At 58.5% G+C, this 17681-nt stretch carries 14 protein-coding genes; 5 read left to right on the top strand and 9 right to left on the bottom strand.

What is annotated here, in order from left to right; translation table 11 throughout:
- Positions 1 to 8: 8 nt before the first annotated feature.
- The gene (yqeB, locus tag GT495_RS03200) at positions 9 to 803 is read right to left on the bottom strand and encodes a selenium-dependent molybdenum cofactor biosynthesis protein YqeB (RefSeq protein WP_161161470.1); all 795 of its coding nucleotides are present in this window, start codon (positions 801 to 803) and stop codon (positions 9 to 11) included.
- A 102-nt stretch (positions 804 to 905) separates the two neighbouring features.
- Here yqeB and yqeC point away from each other — a divergent pair, with 102 nt between their 5' ends.
- Entirely contained in the window at positions 906 to 1640 is a 735-nt protein-coding gene (gene yqeC, locus GT495_RS03195; RefSeq protein WP_161161469.1) for a selenium cofactor biosynthesis protein YqeC, read from the top strand.
- A gap of 119 nt (positions 1641 to 1759) precedes the next feature.
- Here yqeC and hydA read toward each other — a convergent pair whose 3' ends face one another.
- From hydA to dpaL, 6 genes are all read right to left on the bottom strand, one after another.
- Positions 1760 to 3127: a dihydropyrimidinase gene (hydA, locus tag GT495_RS03190; RefSeq protein WP_161161468.1), complete on the bottom strand. Its 1368-nt coding sequence runs from the start codon at positions 3125 to 3127 to the stop codon at positions 1760 to 1762.
- 9 nt (positions 3128 to 3136) lie between these two features.
- Positions 3137 to 3751, bottom strand: a complete 615-nt coding sequence (locus GT495_RS03185) for a nucleotidyltransferase family protein (protein ID WP_161161467.1) — start codon at positions 3749 to 3751, stop codon at positions 3137 to 3139.
- A gap of 178 nt (positions 3752 to 3929) precedes the next feature.
- Positions 3930 to 4880 carry a carbamate kinase gene (gene arcC / locus GT495_RS03180; protein ID WP_161161466.1) on the bottom strand — a complete coding sequence of 317 codons (951 nt, stop codon included), beginning with the start codon at positions 4878 to 4880 and terminating at the stop codon, positions 3930 to 3932.
- A 14-nt stretch (positions 4881 to 4894) separates the two neighbouring features.
- On the bottom strand, positions 4895 to 6097 hold the full coding sequence (ygeW, locus tag GT495_RS03175; RefSeq protein WP_161161465.1) for a knotted carbamoyltransferase YgeW: 1203 nt from the start codon (positions 6095 to 6097) through the stop codon (positions 4895 to 4897).
- 201 nt (positions 6098 to 6298) lie between these two features.
- Entirely contained in the window at positions 6299 to 7684 is a 1386-nt protein-coding gene (locus GT495_RS03170; protein WP_161161464.1) for a YgeY family selenium metabolism-linked hydrolase, read from the bottom strand.
- A 238-nt stretch (positions 7685 to 7922) separates the two neighbouring features.
- A complete protein-coding gene (gene dpaL, locus GT495_RS03165) occupies positions 7923 to 9137 on the bottom strand; it encodes a diaminopropionate ammonia-lyase (RefSeq protein WP_161161463.1) in 1215 nt (404 codons plus the stop codon).
- 277 nt (positions 9138 to 9414) lie between these two features.
- Between dpaL and GT495_RS03160 the strand changes: the two genes are divergently transcribed.
- Entirely contained in the window at positions 9415 to 10068 is a 654-nt protein-coding gene (locus tag GT495_RS03160; RefSeq protein ID WP_161161462.1) for a transcriptional regulator, read from the top strand.
- Between the two features lie 122 nt (positions 10069 to 10190).
- Entirely contained in the window at positions 10191 to 11147 is a 957-nt protein-coding gene (locus tag GT495_RS03155) for a hypothetical protein (RefSeq protein ID WP_161162671.1), read from the top strand.
- Positions 11148 to 11184: 37 nt separating this feature from the next.
- Here GT495_RS03155 and GT495_RS03150 read toward each other — a convergent pair whose 3' ends face one another.
- On the bottom strand, positions 11185 to 12507 hold the full coding sequence (locus tag GT495_RS03150; protein ID WP_161161460.1) for an ATP-binding protein: 1323 nt from the start codon (positions 12505 to 12507) through the stop codon (positions 11185 to 11187).
- A gap of 368 nt (positions 12508 to 12875) precedes the next feature.
- Here GT495_RS03150 and GT495_RS03145 point away from each other — a divergent pair, with 368 nt between their 5' ends.
- A complete protein-coding gene (locus tag GT495_RS03145) occupies positions 12876 to 13244 on the top strand; it encodes a hypothetical protein (protein WP_161161459.1) in 369 nt (122 codons plus the stop codon).
- A 121-nt stretch (positions 13245 to 13365) separates the two neighbouring features.
- Here GT495_RS03145 and GT495_RS03140 read toward each other — a convergent pair whose 3' ends face one another.
- Entirely contained in the window at positions 13366 to 15489 is a 2124-nt protein-coding gene (locus GT495_RS03140) for a DUF262 and DUF1524 domain-containing protein (protein WP_161161458.1), read from the bottom strand.
- A gap of 189 nt (positions 15490 to 15678) precedes the next feature.
- On the opposite strand from GT495_RS03140, the gene GT495_RS03135 reads away from it, so the two are divergent.
- The gene (locus GT495_RS03135; protein ID WP_161162670.1) at positions 15679 to 17175 is read left to right on the top strand and encodes a VanZ family protein; all 1497 of its coding nucleotides are present in this window, start codon (positions 15679 to 15681) and stop codon (positions 17173 to 17175) included.
- Positions 17176 to 17681 lie beyond the last annotated feature (506 nt).

The following is a 17681-nucleotide window of genomic DNA, read 5'->3' as shown; positions in this document are numbered from 1 at the left end:
GCCGCCTTCTATCCTCTAAAGACATCGGTGAGCATAGCGAGTGCCTCGAGCACGCCGCCGCCGACCGACGTCGCCTTGTCCGAAATGTAGTTGATATAGCTGGCATCGCCGCGCGGATCGACATCGGCGCATTTAAAGCCCTCAGTCACCTGTACGCCATTCGCCAAAAGCCCGCGCAGACAGCCATCGATCTGCGTGCACATGGGCGTATCGCCCGCGTAGCCAATCACGTCTCCAGCGCTCACGATGTCGCCGATTGCGCGGTCGGACCGAAACACGCCGGCGGCGGGGCTGTGGATAACACGCTCCTTGCCATAGCCGGCGATAATGCCCGGCACGCCCGTGTTGGGCTGGGGCGAGCCCTGGGTGATGACGCGGCCGAGGAAATGCCCACGCATGGTCTCAACCACGGCGTCGCAATCGACCGGCGCGGTAAAGCCCGGCCCCACGGCGATGACGGCAGGCGCCATGTCGCGCGTGGTGCCCAAGTTGCGCTTGGCCAGAATCGCGTCGACCACGGCCGCGGGTTTCAGTTCGTCAAGCATCTTGGCCTGGGGGTCTACCACGACGGCGACGTCTCCGGCCTCGGTAATTGCAAGCGCCTCTGCCGGCGTCTGCGCCAAGCGAGCGCGAATGCCCTCGACCTGGACCTCGCCCAGGCGAATGGCCTCGCAAAAACTGATTGTGCGACGGATACACGTGGGGGCCGCGATATCGGCCATGACAACCAACACGCCGGCGCGCACCAAACGGGCAGCGACACCCGTGGCGATATCGCCGGCGCCGCGAACATAAACGAGCATTCCCGGGGCACCTCCCTGTGCTACGGTTTGAGCAGAGCAAAAGCGGTTCGACCGCTACTCTGATGATTATTTATTATCACAGTATTATACGGCGGTGAACAGATGGAAACGACGGGCGGAAACCTTGCCTCCGCGCTCAAGATCGAGACGGGCATTACCGCGATTATCGGCAGCGGTGGCAAGTCGACCTTGCTCAAGACGCTCGGCCTTGAGCTCATGCGCGCTGGCGGCCGCGTGCTCCTCTGCACCACCACGCACATGTTTCCCGTCGCCGGCGTGCCATGGGACGGGTCGAGCCGTCGCCTGGACGCCGCGCCTTGGAAGCCGGGCGCCGCACATGTCCCTGGTTGCACCTGCGAGGCCTGCGCGGGCCTTGTCCGCGGAAGCATCTGCCAGGCGGGTGTTTTGGACCCGGAGACAGGCAAGCTCTCCGCCCCCGCCGAGCCGCTCAACGAGTTGGCGCAGCGCTTTGACTATGTGTTTGCCGAGGCAGATGGCAGCAAGCGACTCCCGCTCAAGGCGCATGCCGCCTGGGAGCCGGTAATTCCCGCCGCCACGGCAAACGTTGTCTGGGTCGTTGGCGCCTCGGGGCTCGGCAAGCCCATCAACGAAGCCGTCCACCGCCCCGAGCTCTTCTGCGAGCGTTGCGGCTGCGAGCCCACCGACATCGCCACGCCCGAGCGCGTCGCCCAGGTGCTCAATGCAGAGCTGCGGATGCTGAACCTCAGCAATGCCCGCATCATGCTCAACCAAGTCGACACGCTTGCCGACCCAACGATGGCAGATCGCTTCGAGGCAGCCCTCGGCCGCCCCCTCATCGCCACCAGCCTCAAGTAGCTGGCGCTGCCCCAGCAGGCCTATAAGTTGCGGTGGAATAGTTCCTGAAACGGCCTATTGGGCGGCTAAACAGGAACTATTCCACCGCAACTGAGGAGGGAAATCCGGTGATCTTCCTGCTAGCGGGGGACGTAGCGGCCGGGCTGGGCTCCAGTGGGCTCGCCGTCGCGCGCGGCCAGCACGCCGTTCACAAACACAGCCTTTGCGCGGCCATGCGCTTCAAAGCCCTCGAGCGGCGTGTAGTCCACAGCCTGATGCTGCGTCGCCGCGCGAATGGTCCAGCGCGCCTGGGGATCCCACACGCACACGTCGGCATCGGAGCCCTCGGTAAGACAACCCTTGCGCGGGTACATGCCAAACACGCGCGCCGGGTTCTCGCTCATCAAGCGGCACAGATCCTCGGGGCCCAACTGCCCCTCAAAGCTCGTGGCAATCGCGACGGGACGATGCTCCACACCGGGCCCGCCATTGGGAATCGCGCGAAAGTCGTCGCGCCCGCGGTCCTTTTGCCCGTGCAGGTTAAAGCTGCAGTGGTCGGTCGCAATCGTATCGATCTCGCCGGCCACAAGCGCCTCGCGCAGTGCCGCACGGTCACCCGCATGGCGCAGCGGCGGGCTCATCACATACTTGGCACCCGCAAAGCCGTCCTCGCCCTGCTCCAAGTAGCACGTATCGTCGAACATCAGATACTGAGGGCAGGTCTCGACATAGATATTCTTCTGCCCGCGCGCCTTGGCGGCACGGATGGCCTCGAGCCCCAGCTTGGTCGAAAGGTGCACCACGTTGACCGGTGCGTCGCCGGCCAGGTGCGCCAGATATAGCAGACGGCTCACTGCCTCGGCCTCGCACACATCCGGACGGCTGAGCGCATGGCCCTCGGGCCCGTGGATACCCTGCTCAAACACGCGCTTCTGCAGCTCGTCCACCAGCGTGCCGTTCTCGCAATGCGCGCACAGGATACCGCCCAGGCACTTGAGCTCCTCGAGCACCTCGAGCGTCTCGGCATCGTCCAGGCGCAGATGATCGTAGGCAAAGTAGGTCTTGAACGACGATACGCCCGCCTCGCGCATGGCCGAAAGGTCGGCGCAGTTGCGCTCGTTCCACTCGGCGAGTGCCATATGAAAGGCGTAGTTGGCCGTGCAGGTTCCATCGGCGCGGCGATGCCACTCGGCCAAGGCATCGGGCATGGTCACGCCACGATCGGCCGTCGCGTAGTCCACAATGGTCGTCGTGCCGCCGCAGGCAGCCGCGCGCGTGCCGGTCTCAAAGCTATCGGCCGTCCAGTCCATGCCGGTCCAGCACTGCATGTGCGTGTGGCCGTCGATAAAGCCGGGAAACACCCAGCAGCCCGCGGCATCCTCGACGGCATCGCCCCCGCCCGGCTCAATCGCCGCGGCGATCCGCACGATCTTATCGCCCTCCATGGCAAGATCGGCGCGGCGAAGCCCCTGGGGCGTCACGAGCGCGCCGTTTTTGATGATGATCATAATTGCTCCTTATTGATTGATGCAGTTGGCCACGCGATCAAAATATGAGCAGGCGGCGATATGCTCCGCTATGCGTCGCTGTCCCTTGGCGGTATCGACGTCCCACAGCTCGTAGGCGTGCGCTTCGACCAGCGCAACGTCGACGCGGCCTTTGAGAATCGAGCCCCCGCCGTCCTTGCCCTCAAGACACATAAGTGCATCGAACAGTTCCGCCGGAAAGAGCACCGGACTCGAAGGCTCACCGTTGCACGCAAGACGCACCGGATGCTTGCGGCCACACTCGTCAAATGCACGAACCATAGCCTCAAAAGAATCCGAACTCACGAGCGGCTGGTCGCCCGGCAAAAAGAGGCAGCCTTTCCAGTTGCGTTCGACTCCCCACGAAAGGCCCGCACGGACGCTTTCGCTGCGCAGCTCGGCATCGTGCAGCACGCACGGGCAATGCTTGTCCTCGCAAATCTGGGCGACCTCGGGCCAACGCGTCGAAACCACAACGTCAAAGCCCCGGGGAACCGAATCGATGGTCCAGGCAATCAGCGGCTTGCCACAGATATCGGCAAGCATCTTATTGGAGCCAAACCGCTTGCCCTCGCCCGAGGCCATAATCACGCAACCGAGTTTCATCTCCGCAAACCTCCCCTGGCCGCCTTGGACGCCATAGTTGCCATACCAACCATACCAAGCTCACGCTCCATCAGAACAGACACGCGCTCGTTTTTCCAGCGAACGCCCCTCGGCTCTCCGTAGCACAAAGGAGGGCACCCCGCGACGCAGGGCACCCTCCTCAATGGTGCAGATATGCCTACTCGGTGTTGCCGGTAAACGTGGTACCGGTCTTGCCGGCAAGGCCATCGCGCGCCTTCTCGAGCAGCGTGATGAGCGCCGCGCGACCCGGCTTGCTCTCGGCAAACGTCGAGGCGGCCTGGACCTTGGGCAGCATGGAGCCGCGACCGAACTCGTTGGCCTCGGACAGACGCTTAACATCGGCAGCGGTCAGCGTGTCGAGCCACTGCTCGTGATCGGTGCCAAAGCCAATGGCAGCCTTCTCCACCGCCGTCAGGATAATCAGGGCGTCGGCATCGAGCTGCTCGGCGAGCTTCTCGGCTGCAAAGTCCTTATCGATGACGGCCGCAGCGCCCTTAAGGTGGTGGCCCTGGGACTTGGTGACGGGAATGCCGCCACCGCCGCAGGAAATCACCACATGGTTGGACTCAACGAGCGACTTAATGGTGTCGAGCTCGACGATGCTCACGGGCTTGGGCGAGGCAACCACGCGACGGAAGCCCTGCTTCTCGTCGTGGATAAACTGGTAACCGCGGTCGGCCTCCAGCTCCTTGGCCTCGGCCTCGCTCATCCACGGACCGATCGGCTTGACCGGGTCGGCAAAGGCCGGGTCGTCTGCCGCAACCTCGACCTGGGTGAGCACGGTGGCGACGCCCTTGTCGATGTTGCGGTCGAGCATTTCTTCGCGCAGGGCATTTTGCAGGTCATAGCCAATGTAGCCCTGGCTCATGGCACCGCAAACGGACAGCGGACAGGGAATGTACTTCTGAGGGTTAGAACGCGTGAGCTCGGCCATCGCATTGGCGATCATGCCCACCTGGGGGCCGTTGCCATGCACGACGACGACTTCGTTACCCTCCTCGATCAGGTCGACAATGGCCTTGGAGGTCGTCTTGACGGCCTCCATCTGCTCGGGAAGGTTGGCACCGAGGGCGTTTCCGCCCAAGGCGACAACAATACGCTTAGCCATTTCTCAGCCCAGCTTTAGGCCTGGAACCAACGGGCGGCGTTGCGCTCGTCGAGAGCCTTGAGGGCGGCGGCGGGATCGGCAACCTTCTGCAGGAACATCATGGCTGCGATGGCGTACGGCTTGTAGCTGGCCTCCTTGTACATGCCCACGCGGTGCATGTCGAAGACGTCGGCGTTGACCTCGCCGTGCTCGCAGGAGACACCGGAGATGTCGGCGGGCAGCGGGTGCATAAAGATGGTGTCCTGGCCGTTGGCGGTCTTCTCCATGAGCTCGGTCGTGGAGCACCAATCCTGATGCGTAGCGTTCTGGGCGAGCAGCTCCTTCTCGAGCGCAGCGATGCCGGCGTCGTCGCCCTCGGCGTACAGGTTGGTGCGCTTCTCCATGGCGGCAAACGGAGCCCAGCTCTTGGGGATCACGATGTCGGCGCCCTCGAAGGCCTCGGCCATGGTGTTGGCCTGCTTAAAGGTGGTGCCGGACTCGGCGGCATAGCCGCGGGCGCGCTCGACGACCTCGGGCATGAGGTCGTAGCCCTCGGGGTGAGCCAGGGTGACGTCCATACCAAAGCGGGGCAGCAGGCTGATCAGCGACTGCGGGCAGGACAGCGGCTTGCCGTAAGAAGGCGAATAGGCCCAGGTGACGGCGACCTTCTTGCCCTTGAGGTTCTCAAGACCGCCAAACTCGTTGATGAGGTAGAGCATGTCGGCAGAGGACTGCGTGGGGTGGTCGGAATCGGACTGCAGGGAGATGAGCGTGGGACGGTGATCAAGAACGCCGTCCTCGTAGGCCTGCTGGACGGACTCGGAGACCTCGGCCATGTAAGCGTCGCCCTTGCCGATGTACATGTCATCGCGGATGCCGATGACGTCGGCCATAAAGGAGATCATGGTAGCGGTCTCGCGGACGGTCTCGCCGTGGGCGATCTGGGACTTCTTCTCGTCCAGGTCCTGCAGCTCAAGGCCGAGCAGGTTAGCGGCCTTAGAGAAGGAGAAGCGCGTACGGGTGGAGTTGTCGCGGAACAGCGAGACGGCCAGGCCCGAGTCGAAGATCTTGGGAGAGACGTTGTTCTCACGCAGCTCGCGCAGGGCGTCGGCGACGATGTAGAGAGCTTTGAGCTCATCGGTGGTCTTATCCCAGGTGTGCAGGAAGTCGCTGCCGTACATACCCTTAAAATCGAGGCCGTTCAGCTGCTCGACGAGCTCGGTAAACTTAGCGTCCATGGAAATGTCCTTTCTAAAGATGAAACAATCGCAATGAGTAGATGCGCTCCGGCATGCGCGTGTGGCTAGCACATGCAGAGCACCATGACGAGGACCCGCCACCGTTGAGGAAGCATGGGAGATAACGACCGCGGGCCCCAAGTCAACGGGGAGTGCAGGGGACACGAGTGGCCCCCGGCTCAACAAAATCGAGGAATGGGACTAATCGATCTTGTTGTTGGTCAGACCGGCGCGGAACACGGTGGCGTCGCCATCGGCCTGGCTCGGATCGTAGAGGTTCAGGGCAGCCACGTACATGGCGGCAGCGGTGACCAGGTCGTCCTTGTAGGTGACCTCGTTGGGAGCGTGAGCCTGAGACTCGGCACCCGGGCCAAAGCCGACGCAGGGGATGCCGTAGCGGCCCTGGATGGAAACGCAGTTCGTGGAGAAGGTCCACTTGTCGCACAGCGGACGACCGGTGCGCTTGTCCATGCTGGGCTCGCAGCCGATGCGCTCGTCACCGAACATGACCTTGTGGGCGTCGACGAGGGCCTTGACGTGCGGAGCGGTCTCCTCGTTAATCCACGTGGGGAAGTAAGCCTCGGTCTCGTAGACCTCGCCGGTCCAGGACGGACGGTCGTACATGTACATGGAGACCTTCACGTCGTCGCCGTACTTCTTGGCGGCCGGCAGGTTGCGGATCTCGTCCAGGCAGGACTCCCAGGTCTCGCCGGCGGTCATGCGACGGTCGATGGAGATGGCGCAGGAGTCGGCCACGGCGCAGCGGCTGGGGCTGGTGTAGAAGATCTGGCTGACGGTGCAGGTACCGCGGCCCAGGAAGCGGGCGTCCTCGAAGTGCTCGGGGTTGTACTTGGGGTCGAGCATCTTGACGAGGCCCTTGATGTCGGTCGACTCGTCGCAGCCGTTGTTGTTGAGGGCGCGGACGTCGGCGATGATGTCGGCCATCTTGTAGATAGCGTTGTCGCCGCGGTCGGGAGCGGAGCCGTGGCAGGAGGTGCCGTGAACGTCGACGCGGATCTCCATGCGGCCGCGGTGACCGCGATAGATGCCGCCGTCGGTGGGCTCGGTGGAAATGACGAACTCGGGCTTAATGCCGTCCTTGTTGTAGATGTACTGCCAGCACATGCCGTCGCAGTCCTCTTCCTGGACGGTGCCGACGACCATGATCTTGTAGCCCTCGGGGATGAGGCCCATGTCCTTCATCATCTTGGCAGCGTAGGTAGCAGAAGCCATGCCGCCCTCCTGGTCGGAGCCGCCGCGGCCGTAGATGATCTCGTCGGTCTCGTAGCCCTCATAGGGATCGGCATCCCAGTTCTCGATGTTGCCGATGCCGACGGTGTCGATGTGGGAGTCGATGGCGATGATCTTGTCGCCCTCGCCCATAAAGCCCATGACGTTGCCCAGGCCGTCGACCTTGACCTCGTCATAACCAAGGCTTTCCATCTCGGCCTTGATGCAAGCGACAACCTCGCCCTCCTCACAAGACTCAGAGGGATGCGAGATCATAGCGCGCAGGAAGCGAGTCATATCAGCACGATGGGACTCAGCAGCAGCCTTAATAGCGTCGAAATCGAGTTCTTTAGTCATAACAGTTAACCTTTCTACAAGGGTTTACCTACAGGTAGATATTTCAGATAGATCACTTGTGCCAAGCAGCGTGAGGTCGAGCACCCGGCATGCAAGTAAACGTAGGGTGGCGGAGCATATGTTTGCTCCGTCGCGAGTTCCGCACGAGCCGGAGAGCACTTAATGTGCTCTCCGTGCGAGCAGGACTGTCCGAGCAGGGAGTAAACATATGCTCCGCCACCCGGACAGGTTAGGCTCGCTAGCAGGTCGGATACTCGCCCTCCCAGACGATGCGACGGTACTGATCCGGGTCCGTGTCACCTTCCGTGGAGAAGCAGAGCACGGAGCTTGTCTTGTCCAGGCCGATGAGCTCCTTGAGCTCGGCGTACTCGGGGTCGAGCATGAGGGTCTCGACCAGGCCGGTGGTCACAGCGCCGGACTCGCCGGAGATGACGCGCGGGTCGCCCTTCTCGGGAGCGCCCAAGGTGCGCATGCCGCGAGCGGTGACCCAGTCGGGGCAGGATACGAAGGCGGTGGTGTGGTTGCGCAGGATATCCCAGCCCAGAATGTTGGGCTCGCCGCAGCACAGGCCGGCCATGATGGAGGGCATGTCGCCGTCCACGATGCGCGGGTCGCCGTCGCCGGCGGCAGCGCCCTTGTACAGGCAGGCGGCAGGTGCGCACTCGACCACGACAAAGGTGGGCGGGTTATCGGGATACAGATTGGTGAAGTAACCCACCACGGCGCCGGCGAGCGAGCCTACACCAGCCTGGACAAAGACGTGCGTCGGGCGGTTGATGGCCATCTCGCGCAGCTGCTCGGCTGCCTCAGAAGCCATGGTGCCGTAGCCCTCCATGATCCAAGACGGGATCTTCTCGTAGCCCTCCCAGGCGGTGTCCTGAACGATGACGCCGCGCTCGCAGGCGTCGGCCTCGGCGGCGGCCATGCGCACGCACTCGTCGTAGTTGACCTCTTCGATGGTCACCGTGGCGCCCTCGGCGGCGATGTTATCGAAGCGAGGCTTGGTGGAACCCTTGGGCATGTGCACGACGGCCTTCTGGCCCAGCTTGTTGGCAGCCCATGCCACGCCGCGGCCATGGTTGCCGTCGGTGGCGGTAAAGAAGGTGGCCTGGCCAAAGTCCTTGGCAAGCTGATCGGAGGTCAGGTAATCGAAGGTGCACTCGGCAACGTCCCTGCCGGTCTCGTCGGCAATGTAGTTGGCCATGGCAAACGAGCCGCCCAGGACCTTAAAGGCGTTGAGGCCAAAGCGATAGCTCTCGTCCTTAACGCACAGGTTGGAAAGGCCCAGGCGCGCGGCCTGGCCGTCCAGGCGGGCAAGCGGAGTGACGGTGTACTGGGGGAACGACTGGTGGAAGGCGCGGGCCTTCTTCACGTGGTCGAGGCTCATGATTCCCAAGTGCTCATCATCGCTCTTGGGCATCGTGTTGCCCGCCCACTGAATCTTATCGGCCATACGGTGAACTCCTTAAGTCCTCTCTTGCCGGCCCCCGCATACGCGTTCCAGCCCATTCCCGTTCATGCGGCTGAACTTTTATGTGGATGCCAAACAAAAAGTTTGCTAGCACTGTTCTATCACACTTTTTGATTGGAGAACATAACAAATTGTTTGTTGCCGTAATCGGCACCTTTTCGCCGCCGAACGGTCACATAACGCAGCGATGCTTTCGTTATTTGCGAACAGGTGTGGTTTATGGCAAAGTGTGCCCAAACTAATTTTTAGGAAGGCACCCATGACCCCCGCACAGATTGAGTTTTACAAGCGCCTTGCACACGGCTTGGCGCTCCAATTTGGTTCCAACTGCGAAATCGTCGTCCACGACCTGGAGACCGAGGACGTGGACCACTCCATCGTAGTGATCGAAAACGGCCACGTCAGTGGGCGCAAACTGGGTGACGGCCCCAGCCATATTGTGTTTGAGTCCATGCACGAGGGCATCACCGACGTGCACGACCGCGAGCCATACCTCACCAAAACCGCCGATGGCAAGCTGCTTAAGTCCTCGACCATCTTTATCCGCAACGACGAGGGCAAGCCCGTCGGCATTTTGGGCATTAACTTTGACATTACGCTCATGAAGGCTTTTGAGCGTTCGCTCGATGCCTTTACCGGCACCGGCGGCACGGACTACACCGAGCCTGAGCCCATTACCAAGAACATCGGCGACCTGCTCGAAGACTTGCTGCGCGAGTGCGAACAGTTTGTGGGCAAGCCCGCGGCGCTCATGACCAAAGACGAGCGCATCCGCGCCATTGGCTACCTCGACCGTCGCGGCGCCTTTCTCATCTCCAAGTCGAGCGAACGCGCCTGCGAGTTCTTTGGCATCTCTAAGTACAGCTTCTATAGCTACCTCAACGAGGCAAAGGCTGCCGCCGGCGACAAATAGTCAGCGCGCCTGCACCCCTCCCCTTTTGAGCGCGAGTTCTGGAATGCACGAATCCGAGAGTCGGCCGCAAGGCAAGTTCCATATAATCGATGAATGTGAATATTTCGAAAGGATGGGACAAGATGGGGTCGAGCAACGCATCACGCAACGGCCGCGGAGTCACCGCTTCTGCCGCCAGGCATGCGAAACGCGCGTTTGACGAGGGCGAAGACGATCTGTTTGCGTTGAGCCTGGACGACGTGATGAGCGACCGCCCCTGGACCGCCGAGGAACTCATGGGCGGCGGAGCTCGTCCGACAAGTGCAAAGCCCGCACTTGCGCCTAAGCCCGGATCTGCGCCGACTCCTGCGCAGTCGCCTGTTTCGACGCCCGCGCCCGCCCCCCGCCCCGCAAGCGACCCGTCCGAGACGGCGGCATTTCTCGCTGCAGCGACGCAGGGCAAATCGGCCGACAGCACCGTTATGTACAGCGCCCAGCAGTTGCCTGCTCCTGCGGTAAGCGAGCCTCCGGTCACAAGGCTCGATGAGCCCGTTGCCCATCAGGTTGCCTACGATTCCTGGGCTGCAGCCGATCTGGATGAGACCTCTACCGGCATGCCGGCGCTCGACGTTCCAGTTAACCCGCTTTTTGCCGCCAACACGAGCGCCGCGGACTATGAGAGCAGTGCAGCATATTCCGATTATTCCGATGGCCATGCTGACACCGGTCGCATCGAGACCGAGGATTTTGGCACCGCATCGAGCGATTATCTCAACGATCCGTACGCCGCCACGCCTGCACCGGAATATGACCCGGAGGCCGCGTCCGCGCCGGCGTATACCAAAAGCACGGGCGAAGAGCGCTTCGCCGATTATTACGCCGCGGAAAAGGCGCTGCGTTTCTCGGAGTTTCCGCAGGCAGTCAAGGTTGCCTTTATCGCCATTGTCATTGCCCTGCTCGGCGTCATTGCGTTTGAGGGATTCCAGCTGTTCCGCGGCCCCACCCAAGCGGAGTCGGAGACCCAGCAAAAAGAGGACGACAACCAGCACCTGGACATCAACACCCTCAAGGGTGACCCCAACGACGGAGACGACGAGTAGCGAGGGTTAAGGGAGGGCCGGAAGAGCCGACGGCGCGTTACGGCTCCAAAAGCCCTGCCATAAAGATGGGCAGATACAGCACGTCACCATCGCGGTGAAGATTGCATTCCGCAAGCACCAGGGCGCGATCGATTCCGTAGCCCTTCGTTGCCAGTGCGTTATCGAGCGCGGCATGGGACTTAAAGCTCTTGCCCGATTTGACCTCGATAGCAAACACTTCCCCATCGAGCGTCTCCTCAACAAAATCGAGCTCGCCAACCTTTTTCGATGTAAAGTAGCGCAATCTGAATCCATGAGCTTTGAGCTCTTGGGCAACGAAGCCCTCAAACGCCGCCCCCATGTTCATGCCAAAGGCGTCTTCCGCCTCCCCATCAAAAACGCCTTGGGCGACCCTTTTGGAATACAACGACATGAGCATTCCGGTGTCCAAGTAAAACAGCTTGAACAGATTTCGTTGCTCTCCCAATAAAAGGGGTGCCACGGGCGCCGTTACGTTATACACGGGAAGCGCAACACCCGCCTCAGATAACCAGAGAAAATGGTCTGTCACCTGCGAAAAACGTTTGACACCGTTAATCGATGACAGCTTGAATCGCTTGTTTTTGGAACCGGCCTCGCTGGGAATCAAATCATAGATATCGCGAATAACCAAGCGTAGCTCGGGCGGAGCGTACTTTGCGATGTCATCGCGATACAGGGCGTGAAGATCGCGGTGGATGTTTCGAACCTCGTCGACATTGCGCGTCGCCATGAAGGAATTGACCGCGTCGGGCATGCCTCCCACCACCACATACTGATGAAACAGATCGAGCAAGCGGTCATACAGGTAGCCGGGGAGCTCCCCTGCATCCTCCAGACAGCCCCTGAGCATGTCAAACACGCTGGCACCAACGCCATTTGCCCAACAAAACTCCTCAAAGTCGAGCGGGTACATCTGGACCTGCTCGACATACCCCACTGGCAGGGAATCGATGCCCTCGAACTCAACGCCAAGGAGCGATCCGGTAAGGATGTATCGAAAGTCGCCGCGCTGGACCAGGTATTTGATAAACGTCACTACGTTGGGGCATCGCTGCACCTCGTCGATAACCACAACGGTCTTGTTTGCAACCATCGGCTGCGTCGCAGCGATAGACATGCGCATAAGCAGTTCGTCCGCACTTCTCGCCGCCAAAAACGAATCGCGCACGGACGCGTCGGCGATAAGGTCGAACGTCACGACACTTTCGAACGATTCGCTTGCAAAGACGTTGACCAAATATGACTTTCCTACCTGTCGGGCGCCCTTGACCAAAAGAGCCTTATTAAGCGACGAGGCAAGCCAAGATTCAAACTGTGCTTTCGCTTTTCTCTGCAGCATAAGTGCACCCCTTATTACATGCTGTTTTAGCACTAGGATACGCTTTTCCGTGCTTGTTAGGTGCTTATTTCGACACTTTTTCGAGGTTATAAAGTGTGCATTACGACACTTTTCCGTACTTTTACACGAGATATTTCGACACTTTTCCTGATTTAAGCCTAGCAGCAGCCTGCGAAATCAAGCGCCGCCCGCGCGTCATTTCGCAGGCGGCGCTTGATTACTGTCCGTGCGCGCTGATAGACTTCCTCTTGCCCACAAGGAGCGGGCGCGTTTTATCCAGAGTCGGAGTAGAGAGTTGGCTCCACGATCCCGACGCCAACCGGCCAAGAGGCACGGTGGCCCTGCCAACATCGATGAAAGGAGTCCGTATGGACAATTTCTCCGTGCGCAGCGAGCGCAATTTCCACAACCTGGTTGTCAAGCCAAAACGAATGCATCTTCTAGACGAGCCGAATGGCTACACCTCGGCTTTGGTGAAGAGCAGCCTCTCCCACCAGATGCGCTTTACCGCGCAGATGCTCGAGGAAGAGCTCCGTGCTGCCGGCGACCCGCATGTACTGCAGATCAAGCTGCTCGGAGATGACTCTCGTGAGCCGTCCAGCTGGAAGCTGTTTGCCGACGGCACGTGTGCTGCAGACGGATCTGGCGCCTTTGCCCGCGAGTGCTTCTGCGAAGGGGCCGAGGCGTTTCTGGACCTGTGCCAAGATGCCGTCGAGGCTGCCGAGCTGCGCCAATGAAGCCAGAGGGAGCACGAGCTGCTGAGCGCCGCGCGCGGGATCGTAAGGGCATAGACGGGCGGATGATCCATCGACGATTTTGGGCTGGCAAGGGCCGGGAATTAGATTCCCCGCCTTCAACCTAGCACTGCTTTATGAGATCGAGCACCGCGGGGATATCGTCAGCGCTACGGAGTGCAACATAGGTCGGCATACCCGGCCCAAATCCGCCCTGTGTGCGCTTGTCCTGGCACATGGCCTCCGGGTCAATCAGCTCGTCCACACTCTTTGCCAGGCCGACGGCAATCCAACCACCGTTGCTGGTCCTGCCTTCTAACACGGCATGCAGTTTTCGCTTGCCCGACCTGAAGCCTACGTAGTACTTGGCTATATAGGACTCCCACGAAGGGTTACCACTCAGAACGGACTCGCGTACCTCATCGAAAAGCTTCTGGTTGAGTCCGCCTTCAGCAAAAGTGGGGTGATTCTCCTGCAGAGTCCAGATAGGCGCCTCGTCAGACTCCCCGCGAGAGGGGCGATACTTGTCGACGACATCTGCCGGAAGGTCGGGATATTTCCATATCTCACACGCCTCTTTCGCCAGCTCGTCCGCGCGCTGCCTAATCTCCTCCTCGCCCCATTTTTCATGCGAGGCGATCGACTTGTTTAGGTAGAGCGGGCTGCATTTAAGTCCCACGTCCGGAAGATTGAGCTTGTCCGAGAACGACCGGTTTGAGTACTCCTGGTTGTAGCCCGTCAGCGTAAGATTTCCCAAGTTGTTGCACAGCCTGTCGTGGATGTCTTCCCAGTTCTCGCCAAGCGATTCCTTCCAGCCATGTTCATCATCAATCGTCTGGGGCATGACGTGCTCAATCTGGTAATCGTCAGCCGAGATGGACTCCTTCGGGTGGTGCCAGTTCTCCATGCGTTCCAGGTAATAGCGCTTTTTGGAGAAGCGGTTGTAACAGTCACGCATCTTAAACTCCTCGACAAAATGCTCGTCCGTCGGGAAGTACGCGGTCATACCGCTGTTGTGGATAAGGAGCATCGCCGTAACGTACTCCTCTATATCGTCCTGCTGCTCGAGATTGCGATACATGCCGGCAAAGAAATTATTTAGGCCCGTGGTAAGCCTGCCGCAAACCGCCCGCCTGAACAGAAACGACTCGATAGTCTCGCAGATACGCAGAAACGCATTGCGGTCGATCCTGCCTCCTTCATAAACCGAGTAAAGCAGCATCAGCAAAGGTCTGACCGACTTCACATAAAGACAGGCAATCCTGCCGAACACTCGGCGCAGACCCTCGTCTTTTTCCTTGCCAAGGAACAGCCTGGCATATCTTTGCGCATATTCGCGGAGCTCCTTCAGCAGGCCCTCGGTATCCCCATCGTAGTCGTCAGCGAAATAGCGTTTGAACTCGTGGTAGGCCTCGTTTTCCTTCGGCATCCTATTAGGAACCTTCAGCCACAGCCAGTACCAGATAAATGCATTAAACTCTTCTTCACCGCCTTTTCCGAACAAGCACTCGAGCGGATGCCAGTAACCCTCGTAAAGCTTGGTCTGCTCGTCGTTGGGAAGCGACATAAGAACGTAGTTACGAATGAGGTCAATAGGCGTGAGCGGCTTGCCCTTGGAGTTCATGGACTCAAATATGAGCTGGGCGTTATCAACGCCGGCGGTGAGCTTAGTGTCGATGACCTGCACGCGGTTTAGTCCCGCCCAAAGTCTTGCCGGATCAAATGATTTACCGCGCATCTTCTCACAGAAGAACGCATGGTTCTCGACGATCCGATCCGATTTTTCATCTGGTATGGGAGACCCAGACACGATGGAGAACAGCGTCTCTTTATCGTCCTGCGAGAGCACCAGCTTGTAGCGCGCCAGACCATTGTAGTCATCATCGTTAAAGAGATAGTTCTTCCGCAGCGCTGAGACCTTGAGATCGCCAAGGAAGCCGGCCTTGTCGGGATTACCCTCCAGATAGTCAGCCAAGGCAGCGATCATCAACGAAAACGTCGTCATACGCTGTTGCCCGTCAATCAGAAGCACGCGCGAAATGCTCGTGGCAGAGCTCTCGGACTCGGGGATATAAAGCATCGACCCCACGAAGTGCGATACGCCATCACGACCCGCTCGCATGACGTCATCCCAAAGCACCTCGCACTCTTTTACGCTCCACGAGTAAACTCGCTGGTACACGGGAATGACAAACTGCATCTTCGCTACGCCCATGAGGTCGAGCAGATTCGCTTCGGTTGCCTTCATTTGTGCTTGCTCCCCTTTTCTTGTTATACGTCACTTACCGTCAGTCCTCCACTGAACGGAGGGCGCTAAAGACGAGAGCATCGAAGCACTGAAGCAACCGGGATGCTCATATCACTAGATTCTACAACGCTTGTTGCGAACACAACTGAACGTCAGATCGGTTCCGATGGCTCCCCCTATGAGAAGAGGATGGATGCCAGGGGCCGCGTGCTAAGCGATAAATGTATCGCGGATGGGATCCCGTTTGAGGAGTTACCTGAGGGATGGGCTTGGGCAAGACTGTCCATGCTGACTGCAAACGTACATTACGGATATACATGCAAATCTTCGTCGAATGGACATATCAAACTATTGCGTATTACGGATATACAGAACGGGCACGTTGATTGGAATTCAGTACCTTACTGCGCAGTTGATCCGAAGGACTATTCGACATACCTACTTAAAGAGGGGGACATCCTCATTGCACGAACCGGAGGGACAATTGGAAAAAGCTATTTTATTAGGGATAAACCTCCTGTCTCTGCTTTCGCCTCGTATCTGATTCGTGCGATACCGATCAAAAACGAGATTGTTCCCTATTTTAAGTGCTACTTTGAATCACCAGCGTACTGGGGTCAGCTTATCGACGCTTCAGCTGGAACTGGTCAGCCAAACGTGAATGCGGCATCAATTGGACGTATATTGATAGCAATCCCGCCACTCGCCGAGCAGCGCCGCATCGTCGAGCGGGTGAACGAGCTCATGCCCCTGGTCGAGGAGTACGGCGGGCTCGAGGACGCCCGCGAGGCGCTCGATGCCGCGCTGCCCGGCCGCCTGCGGAAGTCGGTGCTGCAGCTGGCGGTGCGGGGAGGGCTGGTGCCGCAGGACCCCGCAGACGAGCCCGCCGGTGCCCTGCTCGATCGCATCCGAGGACAGCGCCGCCAGCTCGTGGCCGATGGGAAGGCGAAGGCCCCGAAGGGCGGCGAGTCGATCATCTTCGCCGGTTCCGATGGCCGCCGTTATGAGAAAATGCTCAATGCTGGAATGGGCAATAAATTTGAATTTGACAAGGAGATAATAATGATACCAATTTCTGATATTCTCATCCGCTCAATTAGTGGGTATGTGTTTATGGTTCCAGTCTTCGTACTGTATTTCTTGTGGCTCAAAAAATTGGGGAGAACACAAAGTTTTCTCCATACCGCTGCAGTGTTTGTTTTTGGTTATTATTTATTCGGACTTTTGACCGTCACAGGCATCGGCTTTACAAGCACAATGACCTTTCGCCCGAACATTTCTTGGACTCCATTTATCGGTATGATAACTGGGCCAATTGATACCATTCTGAATATTATTCTGTTTGTCCCGTTGGGATTTTTCCTGCCGCTGCTGTACAAGAAATATCATCACATGAAGACGGTTGCATTGACTGGCTTTCTGTTTTCTTTGGCTGTTGAAATTGTCCAGATGTTTGGCTGGGGTTCTTCCGACATCAATGACTTGATGACAAATACCGCTGGAGCCTGTATTGGATTTTTAGTTTATTGTCTGCTGTCAAGAATCTTGCCTGCCAATCTGAAAAAGCAACTTCAATCCAGCCGTGTCAATGCTGTGGCTGAAGTACTTCTCTTTGCTATTTGCACATTTGCCATTATGGTCACGGCTCAGACTTGGTTTGTCCATGATGTGCTGAATGTTCCATAAATTGTATCGGAAACAATCGGTCTCAGATATAAAAAAATAGTGTCTTCTGTTTGACACACCTGCAGACCGATTTTTCCGTATTGAACTTAGTCGCGTCAACGAAGCCACTACCTATGGAATTTCAATCTTTTCCTTCCTGTTATGCTTGGACAGATTGAATAATTCTCTTTGTGTTATATCTATTATTTTTAGGTAATAGTCCACAACGGCTTCTAACATGAAGGTACAAAAAATAAAAGTTGATCCTCAATCAACCCTATTATTGTACTCTTCAATTCATACTTTTCGATCTCAATGGTAGTATGGTTAGATAGACATCTGTTGCCGCTATCCCTTGGTAAGTTACCCGTTCAGCTTACCTACAAATTTAGAATACAATAAATGGCATCATTTGAACAGACTATATTTTTGGGATGAACTGTTCTACTGCCTTGATTATCAACTTTATCCGAACACCTCCCACATTCATCCGCACATGTGCGGATGAATGTGGGAACCCGATACCT

This window comes from Collinsella sp. BIOML-A6, from assembly GCF_009875845.1.
In the GTDB taxonomy this organism is placed as follows: Bacteria; Actinomycetota; Coriobacteriia; order Coriobacteriales; family Coriobacteriaceae; genus Collinsella; species Collinsella aerofaciens_H.
The sequence above is the reverse complement of the archived record's forward strand: the minus strand, read 5'-3'. Positions and strand labels throughout refer to the sequence as shown.

Bases quoted from the DNA above. Each gene is read 5' to 3' on its own strand.
- dpaL (WP_161161463.1), bottom strand. From the start codon at position 9,137: ATGGCCGATAAGATTCAGTGGGCGGGCAACACGATGCCCAAGAGCGAT.
- GT495_RS03160 (WP_161161462.1), top strand. From the start codon at position 9,415: ATGACCCCCGCACAGATTGAGTTTTACAAGCGCCTTGCACACGGCTTG.
- GT495_RS03185 (WP_161161467.1), bottom strand. From the start codon at position 3,751: ATGAAACTCGGTTGCGTGATTATGGCCTCGGGCGAGGGCAAGCGGTTT.
- yqeC (WP_161161469.1), top strand. From the start codon at position 906: ATGGAAACGACGGGCGGAAACCTTGCCTCCGCGCTCAAGATCGAGACG.
- yqeB (WP_161161470.1), bottom strand. From the start codon at position 803: ATGCTCGTTTATGTTCGCGGCGCCGGCGATATCGCCACGGGTGTCGCT.
- GT495_RS03140 (WP_161161458.1), bottom strand. From the start codon at position 15,489: ATGAAGGCAACCGAAGCGAATCTGCTCGACCTCATGGGCGTAGCGAAG.
- arcC (WP_161161466.1), bottom strand. From the start codon at position 4,880: ATGGCTAAGCGTATTGTTGTCGCCTTGGGCGGAAACGCCCTCGGTGCC.
- ygeW (WP_161161465.1), bottom strand. From the start codon at position 6,097: ATGGACGCTAAGTTTACCGAGCTCGTCGAGCAGCTGAACGGCCTCGAT.
- GT495_RS03150 (WP_161161460.1), bottom strand. From the start codon at position 12,507: ATGCTGCAGAGAAAAGCGAAAGCACAGTTTGAATCTTGGCTTGCCTCG.
- GT495_RS03135 (WP_161162670.1), top strand. From the start codon at position 15,679: ATGGATGCCAGGGGCCGCGTGCTAAGCGATAAATGTATCGCGGATGGG.
- GT495_RS03145 (WP_161161459.1), top strand. From the start codon at position 12,876: ATGGACAATTTCTCCGTGCGCAGCGAGCGCAATTTCCACAACCTGGTT.
- GT495_RS03155 (WP_161162671.1), top strand. From the start codon at position 10,191: ATGGGGTCGAGCAACGCATCACGCAACGGCCGCGGAGTCACCGCTTCT.
- GT495_RS03170 (WP_161161464.1), bottom strand. From the start codon at position 7,684: ATGACTAAAGAACTCGATTTCGACGCTATTAAGGCTGCTGCTGAGTCC.
- hydA (WP_161161468.1), bottom strand. From the start codon at position 3,127: ATGATCATCATCAAAAACGGCGCGCTCGTGACGCCCCAGGGGCTTCGC.